The 23,545-nt window shown below is 74.4% G+C and carries 19 protein-coding genes and 1 pseudogene; 8 read left to right on the top strand and 12 right to left on the bottom strand.

The features are described 5' to 3' along the window. Window positions 1-85: 85 nt before the first annotated feature. The 4 genes and pseudogenes from yajC to ruvC all read right to left on the bottom strand — a co-directional run. Window positions 86-487 (bottom strand): preprotein translocase subunit YajC, encoded by a 402-nt coding sequence (gene yajC, locus ABD160_RS31715; protein ID WP_344029934.1) that lies wholly within the window; start codon window positions 485-487, stop codon window positions 86-88. 450 nt (window positions 488-937) lie between these two features. Next, window positions 938-1,993 carry a Holliday junction branch migration DNA helicase RuvB gene (gene ruvB / locus ABD160_RS31710; protein WP_344029931.1) on the bottom strand — a complete coding sequence of 352 codons (1,056 nt, stop codon included), beginning with the start codon at window positions 1,991-1,993 and terminating at the stop codon, window positions 938-940. Then, on the bottom strand, window positions 1,990-2,586 hold the full coding sequence (gene ruvA, locus ABD160_RS31705) for a Holliday junction branch migration protein RuvA (protein ID WP_344029928.1): 597 nt from the start codon (window positions 2,584-2,586) through the stop codon (window positions 1,990-1,992). Before ruvA ends, ruvB begins: the two co-directional genes overlap by 4 nt. 86 nt (window positions 2,587-2,672) lie before the next feature. Beyond that, window positions 2,673-3,293, bottom strand: a pseudogene (gene ruvC, locus ABD160_RS31700) (crossover junction endodeoxyribonuclease RuvC); the annotation flags it as partial. 128 nt (window positions 3,294-3,421) lie between these two features. On the opposite strand from ruvC, the gene ABD160_RS31695 reads away from it, so the two are divergent. Together ABD160_RS31695 and ABD160_RS31690 are read left to right on the top strand one after the other, a co-directional pair. Further along, window positions 3,422-4,567 (top strand): alpha/beta hydrolase, encoded by a 1,146-nt coding sequence (locus ABD160_RS31695; RefSeq protein ID WP_344029926.1) that lies wholly within the window; start codon window positions 3,422-3,424, stop codon window positions 4,565-4,567. A gap of 318 nt (window positions 4,568-4,885) precedes the next feature. Then, window positions 4,886-5,455 carry a hypothetical protein gene (locus tag ABD160_RS31690; RefSeq protein ID WP_344029923.1) on the top strand — a complete coding sequence of 190 codons (570 nt, stop codon included), beginning with the start codon at window positions 4,886-4,888 and terminating at the stop codon, window positions 5,453-5,455. Window positions 5,456-5,525: 70 nt separating this feature from the next. On the opposite strand, the gene polA is transcribed toward ABD160_RS31690, so the two are convergent. Then, on the bottom strand, window positions 5,526-8,381 hold the full coding sequence (polA, locus tag ABD160_RS31685; protein WP_344029921.1) for a DNA polymerase I: 2,856 nt from the start codon (window positions 8,379-8,381) through the stop codon (window positions 5,526-5,528). Between the two features lie 94 nt (window positions 8,382-8,475). Further along, window positions 8,476-9,225 carry a YebC/PmpR family DNA-binding transcriptional regulator gene (locus tag ABD160_RS31680; RefSeq protein ID WP_344029918.1) on the bottom strand — a complete coding sequence of 250 codons (750 nt, stop codon included), beginning with the start codon at window positions 9,223-9,225 and terminating at the stop codon, window positions 8,476-8,478. Window positions 9,226-9,523: 298 nt separating this feature from the next. Here ABD160_RS31680 and ABD160_RS31675 point away from each other — a divergent pair, with 298 nt between their 5' ends. After that, a complete protein-coding gene (locus tag ABD160_RS31675; RefSeq protein ID WP_344029915.1) occupies window positions 9,524-9,802 on the top strand; it encodes a DUF1490 family protein in 279 nt (92 codons plus the stop codon). 244 nt (window positions 9,803-10,046) lie between these two features. After that, a complete protein-coding gene (locus ABD160_RS31670; protein ID WP_344029913.1) occupies window positions 10,047-12,134 on the top strand; it encodes a heavy metal translocating P-type ATPase in 2,088 nt (695 codons plus the stop codon). On the opposite strand, the gene ABD160_RS31665 is transcribed toward ABD160_RS31670, so the two are convergent. From ABD160_RS31665 to ABD160_RS31650, 4 genes are all read right to left on the bottom strand, one after another. After that, on the bottom strand, window positions 12,042-12,845 hold the full coding sequence (locus ABD160_RS31665; protein WP_344029910.1) for a hypothetical protein: 804 nt from the start codon (window positions 12,843-12,845) through the stop codon (window positions 12,042-12,044). The two genes, ABD160_RS31670 and ABD160_RS31665, sit on opposite strands and share 93 nt — an antisense overlap. Window positions 12,846-12,922: 77 nt before the next feature. Continuing rightward, complete coding sequence (locus ABD160_RS31660) at window positions 12,923-13,384, bottom strand: hypothetical protein (protein ID WP_344029907.1); 462 nt, start codon at window positions 13,382-13,384, stop codon at window positions 12,923-12,925. A 98-nt stretch (window positions 13,385-13,482) separates the two neighbouring features. Further along, a complete protein-coding gene (pdxT, locus tag ABD160_RS31655) occupies window positions 13,483-14,097 on the bottom strand; it encodes a pyridoxal 5'-phosphate synthase glutaminase subunit PdxT (protein WP_344029905.1) in 615 nt (204 codons plus the stop codon). A gap of 196 nt (window positions 14,098-14,293) precedes the next feature. Further along, entirely contained in the window at window positions 14,294-15,700 is a 1,407-nt protein-coding gene (locus ABD160_RS31650; RefSeq protein ID WP_344029902.1) for an NAD-dependent malic enzyme, read from the bottom strand. A gap of 130 nt (window positions 15,701-15,830) precedes the next feature. On the opposite strand from ABD160_RS31650, the gene ABD160_RS31645 reads away from it, so the two are divergent. Beyond that, window positions 15,831-17,903 carry an elongation factor G gene (locus ABD160_RS31645; protein WP_344029899.1) on the top strand — a complete coding sequence of 691 codons (2,073 nt, stop codon included), beginning with the start codon at window positions 15,831-15,833 and terminating at the stop codon, window positions 17,901-17,903. Between the two features lie 21 nt (window positions 17,904-17,924). Here ABD160_RS31645 and ABD160_RS31640 read toward each other — a convergent pair whose 3' ends face one another. Together ABD160_RS31640 and ABD160_RS31635 are read right to left on the bottom strand one after the other, a co-directional pair. Then, entirely contained in the window at window positions 17,925-19,187 is a 1,263-nt protein-coding gene (locus ABD160_RS31640; protein ID WP_344029896.1) for a DUF4032 domain-containing protein, read from the bottom strand. After that, window positions 19,187-20,206, bottom strand: a complete 1,020-nt coding sequence (locus tag ABD160_RS31635) for a LacI family DNA-binding transcriptional regulator (protein ID WP_344029894.1) — start codon at window positions 20,204-20,206, stop codon at window positions 19,187-19,189. The genes ABD160_RS31640 and ABD160_RS31635 overlap by 1 nt, the downstream gene beginning before the upstream one ends. 226 nt (window positions 20,207-20,432) lie before the next feature. Between ABD160_RS31635 and ABD160_RS31630 the strand changes: the two genes are divergently transcribed. Genes ABD160_RS31630 through ABD160_RS31620 form a run of 3 tightly spaced genes read left to right on the top strand, consistent with a single transcriptional unit; the run spans window position 20,433 to window position 23,523 of the window. Next, the gene (locus tag ABD160_RS31630) at window positions 20,433-21,728 is read left to right on the top strand and encodes an extracellular solute-binding protein (RefSeq protein ID WP_344029891.1); all 1,296 of its coding nucleotides are present in this window, start codon (window positions 20,433-20,435) and stop codon (window positions 21,726-21,728) included. Next, window positions 21,725-22,690, top strand: a complete 966-nt coding sequence (locus tag ABD160_RS31625; protein WP_344029889.1) for a carbohydrate ABC transporter permease — start codon at window positions 21,725-21,727, stop codon at window positions 22,688-22,690. The genes ABD160_RS31630 and ABD160_RS31625 overlap by 4 nt, the downstream gene beginning before the upstream one ends. Next, entirely contained in the window at window positions 22,690-23,523 is an 834-nt protein-coding gene (locus ABD160_RS31620; protein ID WP_344029886.1) for a carbohydrate ABC transporter permease, read from the top strand. Before ABD160_RS31625 ends, ABD160_RS31620 begins: the two co-directional genes overlap by 1 nt. Window positions 23,524-23,545: the final 22 nt, after the last annotated feature.

Below are 23,545 nucleotides of genomic sequence, written 5' to 3'. Positions count from 1 at the left end.
CCGGCCGGACCTCAGGGGGTCCGATGCCGGGCCGGTCCGCGGGACCGGGGCAGCCGGAGCGGGACGTGGCCCGCTCGGCGGCCGCTCAGTGGATCGTCGGCTTGTTCTCCGACTTCTGCTGCGAGGCGTCCGTGTCGCCGGCGGACTCGGTGGAGTCACCGGAACCGGACTCGTCCTCCGACGCCGCGTCGGGGTTGACCTTCTCCCGGATCGCCGCACGCAGCCAGGTCGTGACCACGCCGTCGGCGATCTCGAGGTCGATCGTGTCCTCGTAGGAGGCGTCGGTGACGGTTCCCCGCAGCCCGGACGTGGTGACGACGACGTCGCCGTCCTCCAGCGCCTGCTGCATCGCCTGGGTCTCCGCCATCTGCCTGCGCTGCTTGCGGCCGTTCAGGAACAGCGGCACGAACAGCAGCAGGATGATGAGGAAGGGCAGCAGCGACAGCAGACCGGAACCACCGGCCTCCTGCGCAAGAATCAGATCCATCGTGCGGGGTCTCCGTCTCGTTTCGCCACGTATCAGTGTGCCAGTCGCCGGGAAATCACCGAGCAACCCCCGACCATTCAGGCCGCTCGTCGCAGAATCGCGGGACGAACGGTGGTGCTGCGCCTGCTACACCACTCAACGGCACTGATGTTCGGATTGTCCCACACTGCCCGATCCGGACCTGCATGTCCGTGCCGGGCGGTCCGCGCGGTCCCGGCGGGACCCGCCCGGGACCGCCGGGACCGGCCCGGGACCCGGCCGTCACCGGCGCCGCCGCGGCGACGGTACCGCCGTGCGGGCATCCCGCGCCGGACCGTGCCGTGGACGGTCCGGCGGATTGCGTCCGAATTGTCGCGGGCGGTCCGGATTGCGCCGGATAACGGCGTTGCGAACCATTTCCGGAACGGGCCCGGCGACCGGTCGGTGCAATTCCCCCGGCGGTGCCGGGAATCAGAACAGCGGTTCGATCCGGTGCCCGGCGGGCGCGTCGGCGGGCGCGGTGAGGCCCAGGTGCGACCACGCCAGCGGGGTGGCGACCCGGCCGCGCGGCGTGCGGGCGAGCATCCCGGCCCGCACCAGGTAGGGCTCGCAGACCTCCTCGACGGTGCCCTGGTCCTCCCCCACCGCGACGGCGAGGGTGGAGATGCCGACCGGGCCGCCGTGGAACGAGCGGACGAGCGCGCCGAGCACGGCCCGGTCCAGCCGGTCCAGGCCGAGCTCGTCGACGTCGTACACGGCGAGCGCGGCGCGGGCGATGTCGCGGCGGATCACGCCGTCCGCGCGGACCTCGGCGAAGTCGCGCACCCGGCGCAGCAGCCGGTTCGCCACCCGCGGGGTGCCGCGGCAGCGGCCGGCGATCTCCTCGGCGCCGTCCGGCCGCAGGTCGATGCCGAGGATCCCGGCGGCCCGGCGGAGCACCTGCTGCAGCTCGCCGTCGTCGTAGAACTCCATGTGCGCGGTGAAGCCGAACCGGTCGCGCAGCGGCCCGGTCAGCGATCCGGCGCGGGTGGTGGCGCCGACCAGGGTGAAGGGTGCGACGTCGAGCGGGATCGAGGTCGCACCCGGACCCTTGCCGACGACGACGTCGACCCGGAAGTCCTCCATCGCCAGGTACAGCATCTCCTCGGCGGGCCGGGCGGTGCGGTGGATCTCGTCGATGAACAGCACGTCGCCGGGGACGAGATTGGACAGCATCGCGGCCAGGTCGCCGGCCCGCTCCAGGGCGGGCCCGGAGGTCAGCCGGATCGCGGCGCCCATCTCCTGGGCGACGATCATCGCGAGGCTGGTCTTGCCGAGCCCGGGCGGGCCGGAGAGCAGGATGTGGTCGGGCGGGTCGCCGCGCCGCCGCGCGCCCTCCAGCACCAGCTCCAGCTGCTCGCGGACCCGGGGCTGGCCGATGAACTCGTCCAGCGAGCGCGGCCGCAGGGATGCCTCGACGTCGAGATCGTCGGGATGGACGACCGCGTCGACGTCGCGGAACTCGGCGTCGTCCCCGGCGGTGGTCACCGGGACCGGCCCAGCGAGGACAGCGCGGTGCGCAGCAGGGTGCTGGCCCCGGCGTCCGGCGAGCCGGCCAGCACCGCGTCGACCGCCTGCTCGGCGGGCTTCTGGGTGAAGCCGAGACCGAGCAGCGCCTCCACCACCTGGTCGCGGGTGGAGGTGACGGCGGACGGTGCGGCGGCCGCCGGGGTGGCGGCGGGCGCGGTCACCTTGTCGCGGAGCTCGACGACCAGCCGCTCGGCGCTCTTGCGCCCGACGCCCGGGATCCGGGTGAGCACGGCCAGGTCGCCGTCGGCCAGCGCGCGGCGCAGCGTGTCCGGTTCCAGCACGGCGAGGGTCGCCAGGGCGAGCCGGGGCCCGATCCCGGAGACCGTCTGCAGGAGCAGGAACAGCTCGCGCTCCTCGGTGTCGACGAAGCCGAACAGGGTCAGCGACTCCTCGCGCACCACCAGCGTGGTCGCGAGCCGGGCCTGCTCACCGCGCCGCAGCCCGCCGAGCGTCGCCGGTGTGGCGTACACGGCGAGGCCGACCCCGCCGACCTCGACGACGGCGTGATCGAGCCCGATCTCCAGCACCGGGCCGCGCACCGAGTGGATCACCGACGGGTCCCCTTCCCGCGAACGGTCGTTCGAGATCCGACGCTACCGGGCGCCCCCGACACCCCCGGCGACCAGGTGCCGGCCGACCGCTCGGCGGCGGCGCGGGCGGCCGCCCACTGCGCGGCGGCGGTCGGTGCGGCGTCGCCCTGCTGGGCCTGGGCCTGGGCGAGCCGGGCCCGGTGCACCGCGGCCAGCTCCTCGGCGCGGGCCCTGGCCTGCGCCATCCGGTCCTGCATCGGCGAGCGCCAGCAGTGGCAGATCGCCAGCGCCAGCGCGTCCGCCGCGTCGGCCGGCTTCGGCGGCGCGTCCAGCCCGAGCACCTTCGCGACCATCGTCGCGACCTGGGCCTTCCCGGCCCGGCCCTCGCCGGTCACCGCCGCCTTGACCTCGCTGGGCGTGTGGAAGGCGACCGGCAGCCCGGCCCGCGCGGCGACCAGCGCGACGACGCCGCTGGCCTGCGCGGTGCCCATCACGGTGCGCACGTTGTGCTGGCTGAAGACCCGCTCGACGGCGATCACGTCCGGCCGGTGCCGGGCCACCCAGCGCTCGACCTCGTCGGCGACCGTGAGCAACCGGCGCTCCAGCGGGACGTCGGTCCCGCTGCGGACCACGCCGACGTCGACGAACCCGACCGCCCGGCCGGCGCCGGTCTCGACGACGCCGATCCCGCACCGGGTCAGTCCCGGGTCGACCCCGAGCACCCGCACCGGCGTCACCCCTCCCGCACGTGCGTTCGAGATCCGCACGCTACCGGCCGGTCCGCGCGGCGACGCCGGGGGCGCGCCGGGCGGGGCCGCCTCGATCGGGCCGGGACCGTCGATGGCAGGGTGCGCGGGTGACGTCGTTCCTCCGCGCGCTCGCCCTGCTCTGGGCGGCCGTGCTGCTGTTCGTGCTGGTGGGTGCCTTCCGGCCGGAGACACCGGTGGCCGGCTTCGCCGGGTCGTTCGTCACCGGCCAGTACCCGCTGCACCTGGCGCTGGCCGCGGTGCTCGGGATCCTGTTCGGCCTGGCGGCCCGCTCGGCGGGCGCCCGGTTCAGCGGGTACGCGGCGGCGACGCTGTCGCTGGCCGCGGTGGTCGGGATGGTGACGGTGCTCGCCGCGCAGGGCCGGGCGGCCGCCGCCGAGGGCGTCCGGCTGGACTGGACGGCCGCCCTCACCGAGATCGGCCAGCCCGCCGGGGACCCGGACCGCTCCGTCGAGTTCACCGAGGGCCGCGCGCTGGACCTGTACCTGCCGTCCGGCCCCGGCCCGCATCCGGTGCTGGTGTGGGTGCACGGCGGCAGCTGGGTGCGCGGCGACCGGGAGGACCGGACGGCGCTCAACCGCTGGCTGGCCGACCGCGGATGGGCGGTCGCCGCCGTCGACTACCGGCTCCCGCCGCCCGAGCCGGTCGGCCGTGACCAGCAGCGCGACGTCGCCTGCGCGGTCGACTGGATCCGGGCGAACGCCGGCGGCGAGCTCGATCCCGGCCGGCTGGTGCTCGCCGGCCAGTCCGCCGGGGCGACGCTCGCGCTCAGCACGACGTCCGGGCTGCTCGACGGCACGCTCGCCTGCTCCGACGCGCCCGCCTCGGCCGGCGGCACCGGCCCGGCCGACGCACCGCTGCCGGCGCCGGGGCCGCCACCGGCCGGCGTCGTCGCGTACTACCCGCCGGTCGACCTGGCGCTGATCGACCCGGACCTGCAGCAGACCCTGTTCGGCGGGCCCGCCGCCGACGCGCCCGGACTGATGCGGCTGCTCTCGCCGTCCGAGCAGGTCCGCGCGGACCTGCCGCCCACCCTGCTGCTGCTCGGCTCGGCCGACCACTACGTGTACCCGGACCGGGTCGCCGCCTACGACCGGGAGCTGCGCGACGCGGGCGTCCCCGGCCGGCTGGTGACGGTGCCCTACGCCGATCACGTCTTCGACCGGCCGTTCGGCAGCCCCGGCGCGCAGCTGACCCGCGAGGCGGTCATCCGGTTCCTGACCGGGGTGGGCTGAGCGGGACGGGCTGAGCGGGACGGGCTGAGCGGGGACGGCCGACCGGGGTGGGCCGACCGGGGTGGGCCGACCACGGCGGGCCGACCACGGCGGGCCGACCACGGCGGGCCGACCGCGGCGGGCCGACCGGGGTGGGCCGATCGGGACCGGCCGAGCGCGGCGGGCCCGCCGCTCCCGTGGACCCGCACCGGCGCCCCGACCGTCCGGCGCCACCGGCGGACCGTCCGGCCGCACCGGGCGACCGCCCGGCCCGGGCCGCTAACGGCTGGTCGGGGACCTGCGAGTCCGTCGGCACCGAACCGCGCGGAGGTGACGCCGATGTCCCCCGTTCCGTACCCACGAACCTCCACCGACCCGGCCCGGCGGACCGTGCTGCGGCGCGACCTGCCCGGGGACCGGGTCGTCTGGGCCGCCCGGTCGGCCCGGATCAGCGGGCTGCTGCTGGCGCTCGCCGAGATCGAGGCCACCGGGGTGGAGCTGCCGGCCCCGGTCGCCGAGCGCCGGGCGCTGCGCGCGTGGACCCGGTCCGCGGGCCCCGCGGTGCGGGTCGCCGGGCTGCGCGGGGCGAGCTTCACCGTCGATCTCGACGACGTCGACGCGCTGGCCGACGCGGGCCGGGCACTGGCGCTGGTGCTGTGCCGCGCCCGGCACCGGATCCCGCGGCCCGGGGACCCGGGCACCGCGGCGGTCGCGCAGGTGCTGCACCGGGTCGCCCGGGACCACGACATCGCCGCCGAGCAGCTGGTCGCCGAGCTGGGCCGGGCGGCCCGGCTGCTCGCCCCGGCGCACCTGCGGTCCTCGCCGGCCCCGGAACCGGAGGCAGCCCCGGCACCGTCGACCGGACGCCCGCCGGCCGACCGGGACCCGGTCGGGGCGGTCGGCGGCTGAGACCCGGGCCCCGGACCGGCCCTCGGTGGCGGGGACCGGGCGGGGCCGTCGGCGAGGGGCCGGGCCGGGCTCAGTGCGCCGCGGCGTCCCAGCTGCGGCCGTAGCCGACCGAGACCTCGAGCGGCACCGACAGCTGCGCGGCGGCGCCCATCTGCTCGCGGACCAGCTTCTCCAGCGCCTCCCGCTCACCGTCGGCGACCTCGAGCACCAGCTCGTCGTGCACCTGCAGCAGCATCCGGCTGCGCAGGCCCTCCTGCTCCAGCGCCCGGTACACGCCGAGCATCGCGACCTTGATGATGTCCGCGGCGCTGCCCTGGATCGGCGCGTTGAGCGCCATCCGCTCGGCCATCTCGCGGCGCTGCCGGTTGTCGGAGGTCAGGTCCGGCAGGTAGCGGCGGCGGCCCAGGATGGTCGCGGTGTAGCCGTCCTTGCGGGCCTGGTCGACGACACCGGCCAGGTAGTCGCGCACCCCGCCGAACCCGGCGAAGTAGTCGTCCATCAGGCCCTTGGCCTCGTCGGTGGAGATCCGCAGCTGGCCGGACAGCCCGTAGGCCGACAGCCCGTAGGCCAGGCCGTAGTTCATCGCCTTGATCTTGGCCCGCTGCTCGACCGACACCTCGGTCGCCTCGACGCCGAACACCCGCGCGGCGGTCTCGGCGTGGAAGTCGTGCCGCGACCGGAACGCCTCGATCAGCGCAGCGTCCTCGGACAGGTGCGCCATGATCCGCATCTCGATCTGGCTGTAGTCGGCGGTCATCAGCTCCGCGTACCGCTCCCCATCGGGGCCGGTGCCGACCACGAACGCGTCCCGGATGCGGCGCCCGGCCGCGGTCCGGATCGGCACGTTCTGCAGGTTGGGATCGGTCGAGGAGAGCCGGCCGGTGGCCGCGATGGTCTGCGAGTAGGTGGTGTGGATCCGGCCGTCGTCGGCGACCGTCTTGATCAGCCCGTCGACGGTGACCTTGAGCCGGGTCGCGTCCCGGTGCTGCAGCAGGAACTGCAGGAAGGGGTGCTCGGTCTGCTCGTAGAGGCTCTGCAGCGCGTCGGCGTCGGTGGTGTAGCCGGTCTTGGTGCGCTTGGTCTTCGGCATGTTCAGCTCGTCGAACAGCACGACCTGCAGCTGCTTGGGCGAGCCGAGGTTGATCTCCTTGCCGATCACCTCGTAGGCGCTGGCCGCGGCCTCGCGGACCTGGGCACCGAAGTCGGACTCCAGGTCGGACAGCGTCTCCGAGTCGACCGCGATCCCGGCCGCCTCGCAGCCGGCCAGCACGAACGCCAGCGGCAGCTCCAGATCGGCGAGCAGCTCGGTGCCGCCGAGCCGGGCCAGCTCGGCGTCGAGCGCGTCGGCCAGCTCGGCGACGGCCGAGGCGGCCAGCATCTCCTGCTCCGCGGCCTGTGCGTCGGCCTCCTCCTCGCCGCCGAGCAGGGACAGCTGCCCGTCCGCGGGCTGCTCGGTGCGCAGCTCGCGGCGCAGGTAGCGCAGCGCCAGATCGGCCAGGTCGAAGGTGCGCTGGCCGGGCCGGGCCAGGTAGGCGGCGAGCGCGGTGTCGCTGGTCAGCCCGGCGACCGACCAGCCGCGGGCGCGCAGCGCGTGCAGCACCGGCTTGATGTCGTGCGCGGCCTTCGGGACGGCCGGGTCGGCCAGCCAGTCGCCGAGTGCGGCCTCGTCGTCCGGGGTGAGCCCGGTGAGCGCCAGGTGGCCGGCCTTCGGCACCCCGGCCGCGGCACCGGCGGCCCGCTGCTCGACGGTCGGCTCGCCGACGGCCAGCGCGACGCCGGTGAGGTCCCGGCCGGCGACCGGACCGGCCACGCCGGCGAAGCTCAGCCCGACCCGGCGGCCGTCCCGGGCGTGGGTGTCCAGCCAGGCCCGCACGCCGCCGGGGGCGATCACCTCGCCGGAGATCTCGAAGCCGTCCTCCGCCTCCGGCTCGGCCGAGGAGAGGGTGGCGAACAGCCGCTCGCGCAGCACCCGGAACTCCAGCTCGTCGAACAGCCGGTGCACCGCGTCCCGGTCCCAAGCGCGGACCTCCAGCTGCTCCGGGCCCGCGCCCAGGTCGACGTCACGGACCAGCTCGGTCAGCTGCCGGTTGAGCAGCACGTTCGCCAGGTTCGCGCGCAGCGCGTCGCCGGCCTTGCCCTTCACCTCGTCGACCCGGTCGGTCAGCTCGGCCAGCGAGCCGAACTCGCGGACCCACTTGGCGGCCGTCTTCTCCCCCACCCCGGGGATGGAGGGCAGATTGTCCGAGGGGTCGCCGCGCAGCGCCGCGAAGTCCGGGTACTGGGCCGGGGTGAGCCCGTAGCGCCGGTCGACCTCGGCCGGGTCGATCCGGCCGAGATCGGACACCCCGCGCTTCGGGTAGAGCACCGTGACGTCGTCGGTCACCAGCTGGAACGCATCCCGGTCGCCGGTGGTGATGAGCACCTGGAAGCCCTGCTGCTCGGCCCGGGTGGCGAGGGTGGCGATCAGGTCGTCGGCCTCGTAGCCGTCGACCGCGAACACCGGGATGCTCAGCGCGCCGAGCACCTCCTTGATGAGGTCGATCTGGCCGCGGAAGTCGTCCGGCGTGCTGGATCGGTTCGCCTTGTACTCCGCGTAGCGCTCGGAGCGGAACGTGGTGCGCGAGACGTCGAACGCGACGGCCAGGTGGGTCGGCTCCTCGTCGCGCAGCAGGTTGATGAGCATCGAGGTGAAGCCGTAGACCGCGTTCGTGGTCTGCCCGGTGCCGGTGCGGAAGTTCTCCGCGGGGAGCGCGAAGAACGCGCGGTAGGCGAGCGAGTGCCCGTCGAGCAGGAGCAGCCGCGGCCGGTCCGGGGCCGTGCGCCCTGCGGCGGCCTTCGCGGTACCGGCTTTCGCGGTACCGGCCTTGGCGGCAGCGGCCTTCGATGCGGCGGCTGTCGATGCTGTGCCCTGCGTCGCGGTGCTCATCGGCGGCGAGTCTAGAACCGACCCCCGACAAGTTCGGCCCGGCCCGGCCCGCGGCCCGTCCGACGGACGGACCGGCCGGCCGGGCCGGCGCCGGTCAGCCGACCTCTGCCATGACCTCGTCGGACACGTCGAAGTTGGCGTAGACGTTCTGCACCTCGTCGGAGTCCTCCAGCGCCTCGATCAGCCGGAAGACCTTCCGCGCCCCCTCGGCGTCCAGCTCGACCTGCATCGACGGGACGAAGATCGCCTCGGCCGAGTCGTAGTCGATGCCGGCCTCCTGCAGCGCGGTGCGCACGGCGACGACGTCGGTCGCCTCGGAGACGACCTCCCAGCTCTCGCCGAGGTCGTTGACCTCCTCGGCGCCCGCGTCGAGCACGGCCAGCAGCACGTCGTCCTCGGCGAGGTCGCCCTTCGGGAGCACGACGACACCCTTGCGGGAGAACAGGTAGGCCACCGACCCGGGATCGGCCATCGTGCCGCCGTTGCGGGTCATCGCGGTCCGGACCTCGGTGGCGGCCCGGTTCCGGTTGTCGGTGAGGCACTCGACCAGCACGGCGACGCCGTTCGGGCCGTACCCCTCGTAGGTGATCGACTGGTAGTCGGCACCACCGGCGTCGGCGCCGGAGCCGCGCTTGACCGCGCGGTCGATGTTGTCGTTCGGGACCGAGCTCTTCTTCGCCTTCTGGATCGCGTCGTAGAGCGTCGGGTTGCCCTCGGGGTCACCACCGCCGGTGCGGGCCGCGACCTCGATGTTCTTGATCAGCTTGGCGAACATCTTGCCGCGGCGGGCGTCGATCACGGCCTTCTTGTGCTTGGTCGTCGCCCACTTGGAGTGGCCACTCATCGGCTCGTCTGCCCACCTCTCGTGCTCGGGCCGGGCGCATGCGTCGTGCACGGCCGGGGCAGGCCTCGGCGCGCCGCAGCGTGCGCTGCGGGCCGGGTGGACCTGCGGGAACTCCTCGATGTTACCGGCGCCGCACGCACCCGGCCGGTCCGGGCCGCCGGACCGGCGGTACCACTCCGCCGGGCGATCACGCCCCGCCCGGGCCTCGACGGTCGTGTCCCGGGGCTACTCTGGACCTCCCGGCCGGGTCGGTTCGACCGTCCCGTTCGCCGGGGTCGCAGGCGGAAGGAGCGGGCGCGTGTTCGGAGCAGTGCTGGGTAAGGCCGCAGGTCTGGTGGTCACGGGTCTGGCCGGGGCCGTGACCTACGACGGCGTGAAGCGGGTCGCCCGCTCCGGCGCCGTCCGGGAGGCGGCCGTGACCGCGACGGCGTGGGGCCTGCGCGGCGCCCGTGCCGCCGAGACCGGCGCGGAGCGGGCGCGGCTGGCGACCGCCGACATCGTCAGCGAGGCCCGCGGCCGGATCGGCGAGGAGGCACCCGCCCCCGGCAGCGGCCACGGGCACACCCACGAGCACTGAGACCCGGGCACCGAAACACGAGCACTGAGGCGCGGGCGCCGAAACACGAGCACTGAATCATGGGCGCCGAGACACGAGCGCTGAGACACGGGCACCGAGACACGAGCGCCGGTTCACGAGCACCGAGTCACGGGCGCCGGGACACGAGCACTGAGTTCCGATCGGGGCGAGCATCCTGAACACCGACACCGATGACCCGCAGGTCACCGTCCTGAGCGACGCGGCGGGCCGGGTCCGCTACGCGGTGCCCGCGCTGCGCGGCCGGGTGGCGCTGGCCGTCGCCGTCGAGGACCAGGTCGACCACGTCGCCGGTGTCCGTCAGGTGCACGCCTACCCGCGCACCGGCAGCGTCGTGGTCTGGGTGCGCTCCGGCTGCGACCGGGTCGAGCTGACCGAGGCGATCGGCAAGGGCCTCGGCGCCGATCCCGGCGCGACGGCGGCCCGCACCCCCCGCTCGGCGGACACCCATCACGGTGAACTCGCCCGGCTCGTCGTCGGCGGGATCGCGCTGGCCGCGCTCGGCCTGCGCCGCTACGGCCTGCGCCGCCCGCCGGTGCTCGGGCCGACCAGCCGCACCGTCGCCACCGGCGTCACGATCTTCACCGGCTACCCGTTCCTGCGCGGCGCGCTCCGGTCGCTGACCGGCGGCCGCGGCGCAGGCACCGACGCGCTGGTGTCCGCGGCGACCGTCGCCAGCCTGGTGCTGCGGGAGAACGTCGTCGCGCTGACCGTGCTCTGGCTGCTCAACATCGGCGAGTACCTGCAGGACCTGACGCTGCGCCGGTCCCGCCGGGCGATCTCCGAGCTGCTCACCGGCGCCACCACGAAGACCTGGACCCGCCTCGCCGACGGCACCGAGATCGAGGTCGACATCGCCGACCTGGTGATCGGCGACGAGATCGTGGTGCACGAGCGCATCGTGCTGCCGGTCGACGGCGAGATCGTCGAGGGCGAGGGCGTCGTCGACCAGGCCGCGATCACCGGCGAGCAGCTGCCCGTCGCGGTCGGCCCCGGCACGCCGCTGCACGCCGGTTCGGTGCTGCTGCGCGGCCGGCTCGTCGTGCGGGCCACCGCGGTCGGCCAGGACACCGCGATCGGCCGGATCATCGACCGGGTCGAGCAGGCGCAGGGCGACCGGGCGCCGATCCAGACCGTCGGGGAGAACTTCTCCCGGCGGTTCGTACCGGCCTCGTTCCTGCTGGCCGGGCTGACCCTGCTGGCCACCCGGGACGTCCGGCGGGCGATGACGATGCTGCTCATCGCCTGCCCGTGCGCGGTCGGGCTGTCCACCCCGACCGCGATCAGCGCGGCGATCGGCAACGGCGCCCGGCGCGGCATCCTGATCAAGGGCGGCGCGCACCTGGAGGCGGCCGCCCGGGTCGACGCGATCGTGTTCGACAAGACCGGCACGCTCACCCTGGGCCGCCCGGTGGTCACCAACGTCATCTCCTTCCACGACGACTGGTCGCCCGAGCAGGTGCTGGCCTACTCGGCGTCGTCGGAGATCCACTCCCGGCACCCGCTGGCGCAGGCGGTGATCCGGTCCACCGAGGAGCGCCGGATCGAGATCCCGCCGCACGAGGAGTGCGAGGTGCTGGTCGGTCAGGGCATGCGCGTGCAGGCCGACGGCCGGGTGCTGCTGATCGGGTCCCGCGAGCTGCTGCGCGCCCAGGGGGTGCGGGTCAGCCGCAAGGCCGCCGACTGGGTCCGCCGGCTGCAGCGGGCCACCGAGACGCCGCTGCTGCTGGCCGTCAACGGCGAGCTGGTCGGCCTGGTGTCGCTGCGCGACACCGTGCGCCCGGAGTCCCGCGCGGTGCTGGACCGGCTGCGGGCCGACGGCGTGCGGCGGATCGTGATGCTCACCGGCGACCATCCCCGCACCGCCCAGGCGGTCGCCGAGGAGCTGGGCATCGACGAGTACCGGGCACAGGTCATGCCCGAGGAGAAGCAGGACGTGGTGCGCGCCCTCCAGGAGGCGGGGCACACCGTCGCGATGGTCGGCGACGGCACCAACGACGCGCCGGCACTCGCGCTCGCCGACATCGGGATCGCGATGGGCGTGGCCGGGACCGACGTCGCGGTGGAGACCGCCGACGTCGCACTGGCCGCCGACGACCTGGACGCGCTGCTCGAGCTGCGCGATCTCGGCCGCCGCTCGATCACCCTGATCCGGCAGAACTACGGGATGTCGATCGCGGTCAACGCGGCCGGTCTGCTGGTGTCCGCGGGCGGGGCGATGTCACCGGTGGTCGCGGCGATCCTGCACAACGCGTCCAGCGTCGCCGTCGTCGGGAACAGTTCGCGGCTGATCCGCTACCGGCTGACCGGCTGAGCACCCGCCGGCCGGTGCAGCGCGCCGGCCCACCCGCCGGGGCACCGGCGCCGCGCCGCGCTCGGCCCGCTCCCGGATGCCGCACAGCATCCGGGAGCTCATCACCGCGCTCACCGGCACCACGAGCTCGATCATCAGCCGGGCCGCGACCGACCGCGGCCGGTAGCGCTCCCGGACCAGCAGCCGGGTGCGCGGCACCCCGTCCGGTCCGGGTTCGCCGTGGCGCAGCACGAACGCCCAGGAGAACCGGAACGGCAGGACGTCCGGCTCCCCCGCTCCGGGCGCCCCGAGCAGGACGAGATGCCCGCCGGGCTGCAGCGCGGCGACCCGCAGCGCCACGTCGCGGGCCAAGTGCACCGGATCGCCGACGGCCAGGTCCTGCCAGCGCGGGTCGATCCGGTCGGCGCTGTGGATGTCCAGGCCGGCGAGGTTCTCCAGCGCGTCGTAGGAGTAGAAGCCGCCGCGGCCCTGCCCCAGCTGCACCAGCCACGGCCACACCTGTTCCGGCGGGGCGGCGATCGAGACGGCCCGGGTGATCGACACGGTGGCGTCCGGCACCAGGACGTCCCCGGGCAGCGGGGCGAGTGCCTCGGCGCGGGTGCTCCCGCCGGTGCGGGCCGCGCGCAGGGCCAGCCCGGTCCCGAGCCCGGCCGCCGTCAGCACCGTCCGCATCAGCACCGTCCGCGAGACGGTCCGCGTCGTCGTCCTCATGGGTCCATCGTGCGCGGTGCGGCGGCGCGGTGGCAGGGGCGCCGGGCCCGGGACGGTCGGGCCGACCGGCCCGGCCGTCAGCCCGCCCGGTCCGGGCGGAAGAACCCGTTCGACGCGGGATGGAACAGCAGCGCGCTCGCCGCCAGCACCTCGGCGAGCTGCAACGTCCGCAGCCCGGCGGCGAGCAGCTCCGGGCCGGACGCCGCGGCCACGAACCCGCCGACGGTCGCACCGCCGAGCAACGCGTCCACCGGCTCGCCGAGCAGCGCCCACGTCCCGACCGCCCCGAGCGCCGCGACCACCGCCCAGCGGATCGTCTCGCGCCCGGTGCGCAGCTGGACCACGAGCACCGCCAGCACCAGGAAGATCGAGGACCGGGCGGCCAGCTCGCCGAGGGTGGGCGGGACCGGGCCGGCCAGCCGGACGATCGACTCGGCGACGCCGGCCAGGATCGCGCCCAGCCACAGCACCACGCTCGCGCCGACGACGGGTGGCGGCGCCGGGCCGGCCGCGGGCCGCGCGACGGCGAGCGTGCTCATCGAACCTCCGGGAGGTGGGTGGTCATCTCACTCTCGCCCGGAGACGGCGCCGGACACAGACGGCGCTCCCCCGCCCGCAGGTCGGGTCTGCACCAGTGTCAGGCGGCGCGCACCATGCGCACGAACAGCTCGTGCACCCGCCGGTCACCGGTCAGCTCCGGATGGAACGACGTCGCCAGCACCGGCCCCTGCCGCACCGCGACCGCGCGGCCGACCGCCTCCCCGGCCCCCGCCACCGGCGGGACCGACGCCAGCACCTCGACCTCGCCGCCGGTCTTCTCCACCCACGGCGCCCGGATGAACACCGCGTGCACCGGGTCGCCGGTCAGGCCGTCGAACTCCAGGTCGGTCTCGAACGAGTCCACCTGGCGGCCGAAGGCGTTGCGCCGCACGACGACGTCCAGGCCGCCGAGCTGGTGCTGGTCGGGCCGGCCGTCGATGATCTCGTCGGCGAGCAGGATCATCCCGGCGCACGAGCCGTAGGCGGGCAGGCCGCCGCGCAGCCGGGCGCGCAGCGGCTCGAGCAGCTCGAACGCGTCGAGCAGCTTGGACATCGTGGTCGACTCGCCGCCCGGCAGGACGATCCCGTCGACGGCGTCCAGCTCGGCGGCCCGGCGCACCGGCACCGCGGTCGCCCCGGCGGCGGTCAGCGCGGCCAGGTGCTCGCGGACGTTGCCCTGCAGGGCGAGGACACCGACGGTCGGGGAGGACATGGCGTCCAGGATAACGCCGTCCGACCTGCGGGAACGCCGACGGCCCCGGTGAGCCGGCGCACCCTCCCCGCGCCGCGTGGCACCGGAACGGCGCACCCCTGCCCGGACGTCGCACCCCTGCCTGCGCCGCGCACCGGCTCCAGCGGGTGCGGGGTGCAGCCGGGGGTGCGACGACGGGGACGGAGTGCGCGGTGGCTCAGCTCACCTCGACCTCGCCCCGCTTCGCCTGCTTCCCGGCGACCGCGCGCAGCGCGTCGGCGACGGCCGGCGCGACGCTCTGGTCGAACACGCTCGGCACGATGAACGACGGGTTCGGCTCGGCCACCACGTCGGCGATGGCCGCGGCGGCGGCCAGCATCATCTCGTCGGTGATGTCGTGCGCCTGGGCGTCGAGCAGGCCGCGGAACACGCCGGGGAAGGCCAGCACGTTGTTGATCTGGTTCGGGTAGTCCGAGCGGCCGGTCGCGACCACGGCGGCGTGCTGCATCGCGACCGTCGGGTCGACCTCCGGGTCCGGATTGGCCAGCGCGAACACGATCGCGTCGGAGTTCATCGTCGCCAGCTCCTCGGCCCCGAACAGGTTCGGCGCGCTGACCCCGACGAACACGTCCGCACCGACCAGCGCGTCGGCGAGGGTGCCCTGCTTGCGCTCCTTGTTGGTCTGCGCAGCAATGGAGCGGAGGTTGGCGTCCATGTCCGGGCGGTCCGGGTGCACGATGCCGTCGACGTCGACCGCGACCACGTCCGCGGTCTCCTCGGAGCCGAGCAGCCGGATGATCGCCGAGCCGGCCGCGCCGACCCCGCAGACGACCACCCGCACGTCGGAGAACTTCTTGCCGACCACCCGCAGTGCGTTGCGCAGCGCGCCGAGCACGACGACCGCGGTGCCGTGCTGGTCGTCGTGGAAGACCGGGATGTCGAGCAGCTCGCGCAGCCGTGCCTCGATCTCGAAGCAGCGCGGGGCGGCGATGTCCTCCAGGTTGATCCCGCCGTAGCCGGGGGCGATCACCTGGACCGTGCGGATGATCTCCTCGGTGTCCTGGGTGTCCAGGCAGACCGGCCAGGCGTCGACACCGGCGAACTGCTTGAACAGTGCGGCCTTGCCCTCCATCACCGGCATCGCGGCGGCGGCGCCGATGTTGCCGAGCCCGAGCACCGCGGACCCGTCGGTGACCACCGCGACGGTGTTCCGCTTGATGGTCAGCCGGCGGGCGTCCTCCGGGTTGTCCGCGATCGCCATCGACACCCGCGCGACGCCCGGGGTGTAGGCGCGGGACAGGTCGTCACGGGTGCGCAGGTTGACCTTGGACCGCACCTCGATCTTGCCGCCGAGGTGCAGCAGGAACGTGCGGTCGGAGACCTTGCGGACCGAGAAGCCGTCGAGCCCGTCGATCGCGGCCTTGATCTCCTCGACGTGCTCGGTGTTGCGGGCGTTGACCGAGATGTCGACGACCAGCGAGTCGGTCCGGGCCTCGACGACGTCGAATGCGGTGACCACGCCACCGACCAGGCCGACCGCGGCGGCGAGATCGCCGGCGGACGTGGGGCGGGCAGGGGCGTCGACGCGAGCGGTGATGGCGTAACCGGGACCGGGAATGGACACGGCCCGGAACAGTACCGCCGAGCGTGTGGTTACCGGCCGGTCGGCGCTGTGACGCCCGTCCGCCGTTCCGGGGTTGTGTTGATCGCGCCGCCGGGTGTGTGATCCAGGACACCTTCGGGAGGTGGTCGTGATGGCGGTCAGAGCGGATCGCGCACGCACCGGGACGTCCGCCGTCGCAGCGGTCACCGATCCGGCGCTGGTGCGCAACGTGGCGCTGGTGGGCCCGTCCGGCGCGGGGAAGACCACCCTGGCGGAGGCGCTGCTGGTGCACGCCGGTGCGATCGGGCGGGCCGGATCGGTGACCGAGGGCACCACCGTCTGCGACCACGATCCGGCGGCGGTCCGCAGGCACCGGTCGGTGGGCCTGGCGCTCGCGCCGCTGCGCTGGGACGGCGTCACGGTCAACCTGCTCGACACCCCGGGCTACGGGGACTTCCGCGGCGGCATGCTGGCCGGGCTGCGGGCCGCCGAGGCGGCGCTGTTCGTGCTCCCGGCGTCCGAGGGCCGCGACGGCGCCCTGGAACCGGGGACGGTGGCGCTCTGGGAGGAGTGCGCGGGGATCCCGCGGGCGGTCGTGCTGACCCGCTGCGACGACGCCCGCGCCGACGTCGGGGCGACCCTGGCCGCCTGCCGGGCGGCGTTCGGCGCGGGTGTCGTCGCACTGCACCTGCCGGTCCGCGACGACGCCGGGACCACCACCGGCCTGCGCGACCTGCGCACCGCCGGGGACGACGCCGGGGCGGCGCTGATCGAGCAGGTCATCGAGCAGTCCGAGGACGAGGAGCTGCTGGAGAGCTACCTCGGTGGCGGCACCGTCGGGCCGGACGCGCTGCGCGGCGCGATGCGCACGGCGCTGCTCCGGGCGTCGTTCCATCCGGTCGTCGGGGTCTGCACGACCGGCGGGACCGGCCCCGGGCAGCTGCTGGACCTCCTCACCTCCGTCTTCCCGGCCCCGGTCGACCGGCCGCCGCCGGTCCCGTCCGATCCGGGGCGCGGGCCGCTGCGCGCCGACCCGGACGGCCCGCTGGTCGCCGAGGTCGTGCACACCGGCGCCGATCCGCACGTCGGGCGGATCTGCCTGGTCCGGGTGTTCTCCGGGACACTGCGCCCGGACGGGCCGGTGCACCTCGGCGGCGCCGTCCCCGCCCCGCGGGAGAGCCCGGAGAACGCCCCGCGGGAGAGCACCCGCGAGTTCGACGGCCGGATCGGGCGCGTGCACTCACCGCTCGGCGCCCTGCTGCGCGAGACCACCGGCTGCGTCGCGGGCGACCTGTGCGCGGTCCCCCGGCTGGAGGCCGCCGTCGGCGACGTCCTGTCCGATCCGGCCGATCCGGTGCACCTGGCCGGCTGGCCGCGGCCCGAGCCGCTGTTCCCGGTCGCCGTCGAGGCGCGCGACCGCAGCGAGGAGGACGCCGTCGCCCGCGGCCTCACCCGGCTGGTCGCCACCGATCCGGGGCTGCGCCTGCAGCGCGACCCGGAGACCCGCCAGACCGTGCTGTGGTGCGCCGGCGAGGCGCACGCCGACGTGGCGCTCGGGCGGCTGCACGACGCCGGCGTCCGGGTCGACGTCGTCGACGTGCGGGTCCCGCTGCGCGCCACCCCGGCCCGGCCCGGGCGGGTCACCGGGCGGCACGTGAAGCAGTCCGGCGGGCACGGCCAGTTCGCGGTCTGCCACGTCGAGTTCGCCCCCGGCGAGCGGGGCTCCGGACTGGTGTTCGGCTCGGCCGTGGTCGGCGGCGCCGTCCCCGGCCAGTACGTGCCGAGCGTCGAGAAGGGCATCCGCGCCCAGCTCGACCGCGGCCTGCCGGTCGTCGAGGGCGGCGACCCGCATCCGGTGGTCGACGTCGTCGCACGGCTGGTGGACGGCCGCGCGCACAGCGTCGACTCCTCCGACGCCGCCTTCCAGACGGCCGGTGCGCTGGCCGTGCGCGCGATGGCCGACGAGTGCGGGCTGGTCCTGCTCGAACCGGTCGACGAGGTCGCCGTCCGGGTCCGCGACGAGCACCTCGGCGCCGTCCTCGGCGACCTCTCGGCCCGCCGCGGACGGGTGCTGGCCACCGAGCCGGACGGGGCGGGGCACACCGACGTGCGGGCCGAGGTGCCGCGCGCGGAGCTGCTGCGGCACGCCGTCGACCTGCGCTCGCTGACCGCGGGCACCGCCGTCGCCACCCGGCGGTTCGCCCGCTGGTCCGAGCGGCCCTGAACCACCGGCCGGGGCCGCGGGTCAGGGCTCGTCGTCGGTGACCCGCGGGATCTGCCCGGTCGGGGCGTCGGCGACGGCGGTCTTGGCCGCCGAGTCGGTCGGCGCGGACGCCCCCAGCTCGGCCAGCGCGGCCTCGTTGCCGACGTCGTACCCGGCCCGTTCGGACAGCAGCCAGCGGACCTCGAGCAGGTCGCAGTAGGCCTGCACGTCCGAGCCGGCCCGGCCGAGCGCCTCGTGCGCGGCGCGGGTGCCGGGGATCAGGCAGGTGTCCAGCCAGCTGCGCGCCGCGACCCGGTCGGGCACCTCGGACCCGGTGCGCCGGCACATCCACTCCTGGTGCGCGCGCAGGTCGCCGAGCAGCACCTGGGCCTGCCCCTCCCCCACGTCCAGCCCGGTCAGCTTGCGCAGCTGGTCGCTGTGGAAGTTCCGGTCCCCGACGGCGATCTGCAGCCGGGCGCGGTCCCCGCCGACCGGCTGCAGGGACACCTCGTCGACGACGAACCCGAGCTCGTTCAGCTCGCGGATCGTGCCCTCGATCCGGTACCGGTCGCCGAACGCGAAGACCGGCGTGGCGTGCAGCACGTCCCAGAGCGCGCGATAGCGGTCCGGGAGCGCGTTCGCCTCGTCGATCAGCTGCGGGATGATCTCCGGCGGGCGTTCCAGCCGGGTCGCGAGGTCGATCATCCCGGCGGCCACGTTCTCCACCAGGATCATCAGGTCGTGCTCGCGCTGGCCGTCCGACAGCTCGGCATGGATCTCGCTGGTCTCGGCGTCGACCAGGTAGGCCTGCAGGGTCTGGCCGTCCCGCATGAACAGCGTGTTCGCCAGCGAGCAGTCGCCCCAGAACACGCCGTTGCGGTGCAGGTCGACCAGCAGCGAGATCATCCCGTCGAACAGCCGGGCCCGCTGCCGGGGCTGGTTCGGCGGCAGCCGCATGATCAGCCGCCGGTACTGCCAGGAGCCCTGCAGGTAGCGGGTGACCAGCACCGCGGTGTCGTGCTCGGGCTGCAGCACCAGCCCGGCCGGGCGAACCGCGGGCAGGCACTCCTCCTCCAGGTACCGCAGCACCCCGTACTCGCGGCGGGCGATCCGCTCGGGCATGTCCTTGAGCGCCCACAGCTCGCCGTCGGCCTCGACGAAGCGGACCAGGTGCCGGCTCGGGCCGACGGCGATGTCGCGCAGCGGCACCTCGGTGGCCTGCCACTCGGCCAGCGGGCGGTCCCAGGGCAGCGCGAGCAGCCCCGGGCAGGGTGCCCGCAGGACCAGCTCCGGCAGCGCCGCCATCAGGACGCTCCCGGCCCGGGCGGGCGGCCGCTGGTGCCGCGGATGACCAGCCGGGTCGGCACCGTCACGATCGGGTCCACCGGCTCGCCCGCGAGCCCGGCCAGCACCGTCCGGGCGGCCAGCTCGCCCTGTTCGGCGGCCGGCTGGGCGACCGTCGAGAGATCGGTGATCGCGGCCAGCGGATGGTCGTCGATCCCGATCACCGACACGTCCCCGGGGACCCGGTAGCCGGCCCGGCGCAGCGTCCGCAGCGCGCCGAGCGCGATCTCGTCGGAGTGCGCGTAGACCGCGGTCGGCGGGCGGGCCAGCCCGAGCAGCCCGCTCATCGCGCGGGCGCCGCACTCCGGGCTCCAGGTGACGGTGGCGGTCAGGTCCGGGTCCGGGTCGATCCCGGCGTCGGCGAGCGCCGCACGGTAGGCGGCCGACCGGCCTGCGGGCTGGGCGAGGTCGAGGTCCGGATCGGCGGCGACGATCATCCCGATCCGGCGGTGCCCCAGGTGCAGCAGGTGGTCCATCGCCTGCCGGCCCGCGGCGTACTCGTCGATCGACACCGACGGGTGCGACCCGACCCGGGTGCCCGCGGCGACGATCCCGACGCCGATCCGGTCCAGCCGCTCCCGTTCCCGCTCGTCGACGCCGAACCCGAGCAGCACGACGGCGTCCGCCCGGCGGCGGGCCGGCAGCTCGTCGAAGAACGCCTGCCGGGCCGCGGGATCGCCGAGCCGGTAGAGCAGCAGGTCCAGCCCGGCCGCGCGGAGCGCCCCGGACAGGCCCTCCAGCGCCGCGCCGAACCACCACCGGGCCAGGTGCGGCACGACGACGGCGACCCGGCCGGTGGTGCCGCGGGCCAGGCCGGTCGCGTCCGGCGAGGCGACGTACTCCAGGTCCCGTGCGGCCTGCCAGACGCGCTCCCGGGTCGCGGCCGCGACGTGCGGGTGGTCGCTCAGCGCGCGCGACGCGGTGGCCGACGAGACACCGGCCCGCCGGGCCACGTCCGCCAGGTTCACCGGTCCGGCCACGACCCCATGTATGGCGAATGCTGGAAGCGATTGCAACACGGTTCAGGCTCAGAATCGATTCCGAAGATCAGCTACTGACCGGGAATGACACGTGGTGGTAACCGTTCGGCTGTGAAGCTTGACACGATCGTGACAAGCCTCGAAAGTCTCTGACCGCAAACGCTTCCAGGACGGGTCGGCCCCGACCCGCCCTGGCCACGCCGAGCACTGGGGGTCGAGGTTGACCATGCGTCGCGCACGGTGGAGGAGGGGACTGGCCGCCGGTGTCGCCGCCGCCGCCCTCGCGGGACTGGCCGGGTGCGGCGGCGCATCCGACGGCCCGCCGGTGCTCAACTGGTACATCAACCCGGACGACGGCGGGCAGGCCGAGATCGCGGCCGCCTGCACCGCCGACTCCGGCGGCGCCTACCGGCTCGCGGTGTCGGTGCTCCCCCGCCAGTCCGGCGAGCAGCGCCAGCAGCTCGTCCGGCGGCTCGCGGCGAACGACGCCTCGATCGACATCATGAGCATCGACCCGCCCTACATCCCGGAGTTCGCCGAGGCCGGGTTCCTCGCCCCGGTGCCCGAGGACGTCGGCGCGCGCACCACCGAGGGCGTGGTGAACTCGGCGGTCGAGGGCGCCAGCTGGAACGGCGAGCTGGTCACCGTCCCGTTCTGGGCGAACACCCAGCTGCTCTGGTACCGCACGTCCCAGGTCGAGGCCACCGGGCTCGACATGGACGCCCCGGTCACCTGGGACCAGATCATCGAGGCCGCCCAGCAGGGCGACAAGCAGATCGCCGCCCAGGGCGCGCGCGCCGAGTCGATGACGGTGTGGCTGAACGCGCTGGTCGAGTCGGGCGGCGGGGAGATCATCACCAACCCGTCGCCGGGTGACCCGGAGGGCATCGAGCTGGGGCTCGACTCCCCCGCCGCGACCAAGGCCGCCGAGATCATGCGGCAGGTCTCCCAGGTCGCCGGGCCGGGCTTCTCCACCGCGGACGAGGACCAGAACTCCAACGCCTTCCAGGGCGACGCGGCGATGTTCCAGGTGAACTGGCCGTTCGTCTGGGGCAAGGTCAACAGCGCCGTCGCCGACGGCAGCGTGGAGCAGTCGGTCGCCGACGACTTCGGCTGGGCGCTGTACCCGCAGACCGAGGCGGGCAGGCCGTCGGCGCCGCCGTACGGCGGGATCAACCTCGGGGTGGGCGCCTTCAGCCCGCACGTCGACCTGGCCTACCGGGCCGCCGAGTGCATCGTCTCCGAGGAGAACCAGAAGCAGTACATGCTGACCAACGGCAACCCGGCGGCCAAGGAGTCGGTGTTCACCGATCCCGAGGTGCTGGAGCAGTTCCCGATGGCGCCGCTGATCGAGCAGTCGCTGCAGCAGGCCAAGCCGCGGCCGCAGACCGCCTACTACAGCGAGGTCTCCGAGTCGATCCAGCGCAACTACCACCCGTCGGCCGGCATCGACCCGGCCACCGTCGGCCCCGCGACCGCCGAGCTGATCCGCGCGGTCCTGGCGAAGGAGCAGCTGCTGTGACGACGACGACGGAGCGGACCGGCACCGGGGGCGCCGTCCCCGCGTCACCGGCCGGCCCGGGCACCAGCGACAAGGCCCGATCCGAGCAGCGGCTGGGCTGGATGCTCGCCGGCCCGGCGTTCGTGATCATGCTGCTGGTCACGGCGTACCCGATCGCCCAGGCCGTCTACTACTCGCTGTTCAACTACCGGCTGACCGACCCGGACAACATCTCGTTCATCGGGCTGAACAACTACGCGGTCATCCTCACCGACGAGATCTGGTGGATCTCGTTCGGCGTGACCGTGTTCATCACGGTCGTGACGGTCGCGGTCGAGCTGGTGCTCGGCTTCGCGCTGGCGCTGGTGATGATGAACGCGCTCAAGGCGATCCGGCCGGTCCTGCGGGCCGCGATCCTGATCCCGTACGCGGTGATCACGGTCGTGTCGGCGTTCGCCTGGCAGTACGCGTTCTCGCTGGACTCCGGCTTCGTGAACTCCTGGTTCTCCTGGCTGCCCGGGGTGGCCGCGGACACCGACTGGTTCGGCGGCACCTGGTCGTCGCTGTTCGTGATCTGCCTGGCCGAGATCTGGAAGACGACGCCGTTCATCTCGCTGCTGCTGCTCGCCGGCCTCGCCCAGGTGCCGGACGTGCTGCAGGAGGCCGCCCGGGTGGACGGCGCCTCCTGGTGGCAGCGGATGTGGAAGGTGACCATCCCGAACATGAAGGCCGCCATCATGGTGGCCCTGCTGTTCCGGACGCTGGACGCCTTCCGGGTGTTCGACACCGTCTTCGTGATGACCGGCGGCGCGAACAACACCGAGACGGTGTCGTTCCTGGCCTACCGGCAGACGATCGCCCGGCTGGAGATCGGGCTCGGCTCCGCGGTGTCGGTGCTGCTGTTCCTGTCCGTCGTGGTGATCTGCGTCGGGTTCATCAAGGGCTTCAAGGTCGACCTGTCCCAGGCCCGAGGGGAGAAGTGATGTCCACCCGCGAGAGGGTCCTGTGGATCGTCGCCGGCATCGCGATCGTGATCTACGCGCTGTTCCCGGTCGGCTGGATCGTGTCGCTGTCGCTGAAGTCGTCGGCCGACATCGCCAACGGCCAGTTCCTGCCGACCGCCGTGTCCTGGGAGAACTACTCCCAGATCCTGGTCGGTGACGCGGCCGAGCTGTTCCTGCCCGCGCTGCGGAACTCCTTCGGCATCGTGCTGATCTCCACGTTCATCGCCTGCGTGCTGTCGATGTTCGCGGCGTACGCGATCGCCCGGCTGGACTTCCGGGGCAAGAAGCTGATCCTGTCCACCGCGCTCGCGGTGGCGATCTTCCCGGTCATCTCGATCGTCACGCCGCTGTACAACCTGTGGCGCCAGATCGGGCTCTACGACACCTGGCCCGGCCTGATCATCCCGTACCTGTCGCTGACGCTGCCACTGTCGATCTGGACGATGTCGGCGTTCTTCCGGGAGATCCCGTGGGAGATGGAGCAGGCCGCGCAGGTCGACGGCGCGACCAGCTGGCAGGCGTTCCGCAAGGTGATCGTGCCGCTCGCGACGCCGGGCGTGTTCACCACGGCCATCCTGGCGTTCTTCATCGCCTGGAACGACTTCGCCTACGGCATCTCGCTCACCTCGACCGGGGCGGCCCGGCCGGTCCCGGCGGCGCTGGGACTGTTCTCCGGGGCGTCCCAGTTCGAGTCGCCGAACGGCCCGATCGCCGCGGCGGCGGTGATCGTGACCATCCCGGTCGTCGTGCTCGTGCTGATCTTCCAGCGGCGCATCGTCGCCGGTCTCACCAACGGCGCCGTCAAGGGCTGACCCGTACTTCTGCGAGAGAGAG

Source organism: Pseudonocardia kongjuensis (assembly GCF_039526905.1).
Classification (GTDB): domain Bacteria; phylum Actinomycetota; class Actinomycetes; order Mycobacteriales; family Pseudonocardiaceae; genus Pseudonocardia; species Pseudonocardia kongjuensis.
Note: the sequence above shows the minus strand (reverse complement) of the source record. Positions and strands in the feature narration are given on the sequence as shown.

What these genes read in the sequence shown, in the direction of transcription:
- yajC (WP_344029934.1), bottom strand. Translation starts at nt 487, where the DNA reads ATGGATCTGATTCTTGCGCAGGAGGCCGGTGGTTCCGGTCTGCTGTCG.
- ABD160_RS31690 (WP_344029923.1), top strand. Translation starts at nt 4,886, where the DNA reads ATGTCCCCCGTTCCGTACCCACGAACCTCCACCGACCCGGCCCGGCGG.
- polA (WP_344029921.1), bottom strand. Translation starts at nt 8,381, where the DNA reads ATGAGCACCGCGACGCAGGGCACAGCATCGACAGCCGCCGCATCGAAG.
- ABD160_RS31680 (WP_344029918.1), bottom strand. Translation starts at nt 9,225, where the DNA reads ATGAGTGGCCACTCCAAGTGGGCGACGACCAAGCACAAGAAGGCCGTG.
- ABD160_RS31665 (WP_344029910.1), bottom strand. Translation starts at nt 12,845, where the DNA reads ATGAGGACGACGACGCGGACCGTCTCGCGGACGGTGCTGATGCGGACG.
- ABD160_RS31660 (WP_344029907.1), bottom strand. Translation starts at nt 13,384, where the DNA reads ATGAGCACGCTCGCCGTCGCGCGGCCCGCGGCCGGCCCGGCGCCGCCA.
- pdxT (WP_344029905.1), bottom strand. Translation starts at nt 14,097, where the DNA reads ATGTCCTCCCCGACCGTCGGTGTCCTCGCCCTGCAGGGCAACGTCCGC.
- ABD160_RS31645 (WP_344029899.1), top strand. Translation starts at nt 15,831, where the DNA reads ATGGCGGTCAGAGCGGATCGCGCACGCACCGGGACGTCCGCCGTCGCA.
- ABD160_RS31640 (WP_344029896.1), bottom strand. Translation starts at nt 19,187, where the DNA reads ATGGCGGCGCTGCCGGAGCTGGTCCTGCGGGCACCCTGCCCGGGGCTG.
- ABD160_RS31630 (WP_344029891.1), top strand. Translation starts at nt 20,433, where the DNA reads ATGCGTCGCGCACGGTGGAGGAGGGGACTGGCCGCCGGTGTCGCCGCC.
- ABD160_RS31620 (WP_344029886.1), top strand. Translation starts at nt 22,690, where the DNA reads ATGTCCACCCGCGAGAGGGTCCTGTGGATCGTCGCCGGCATCGCGATC.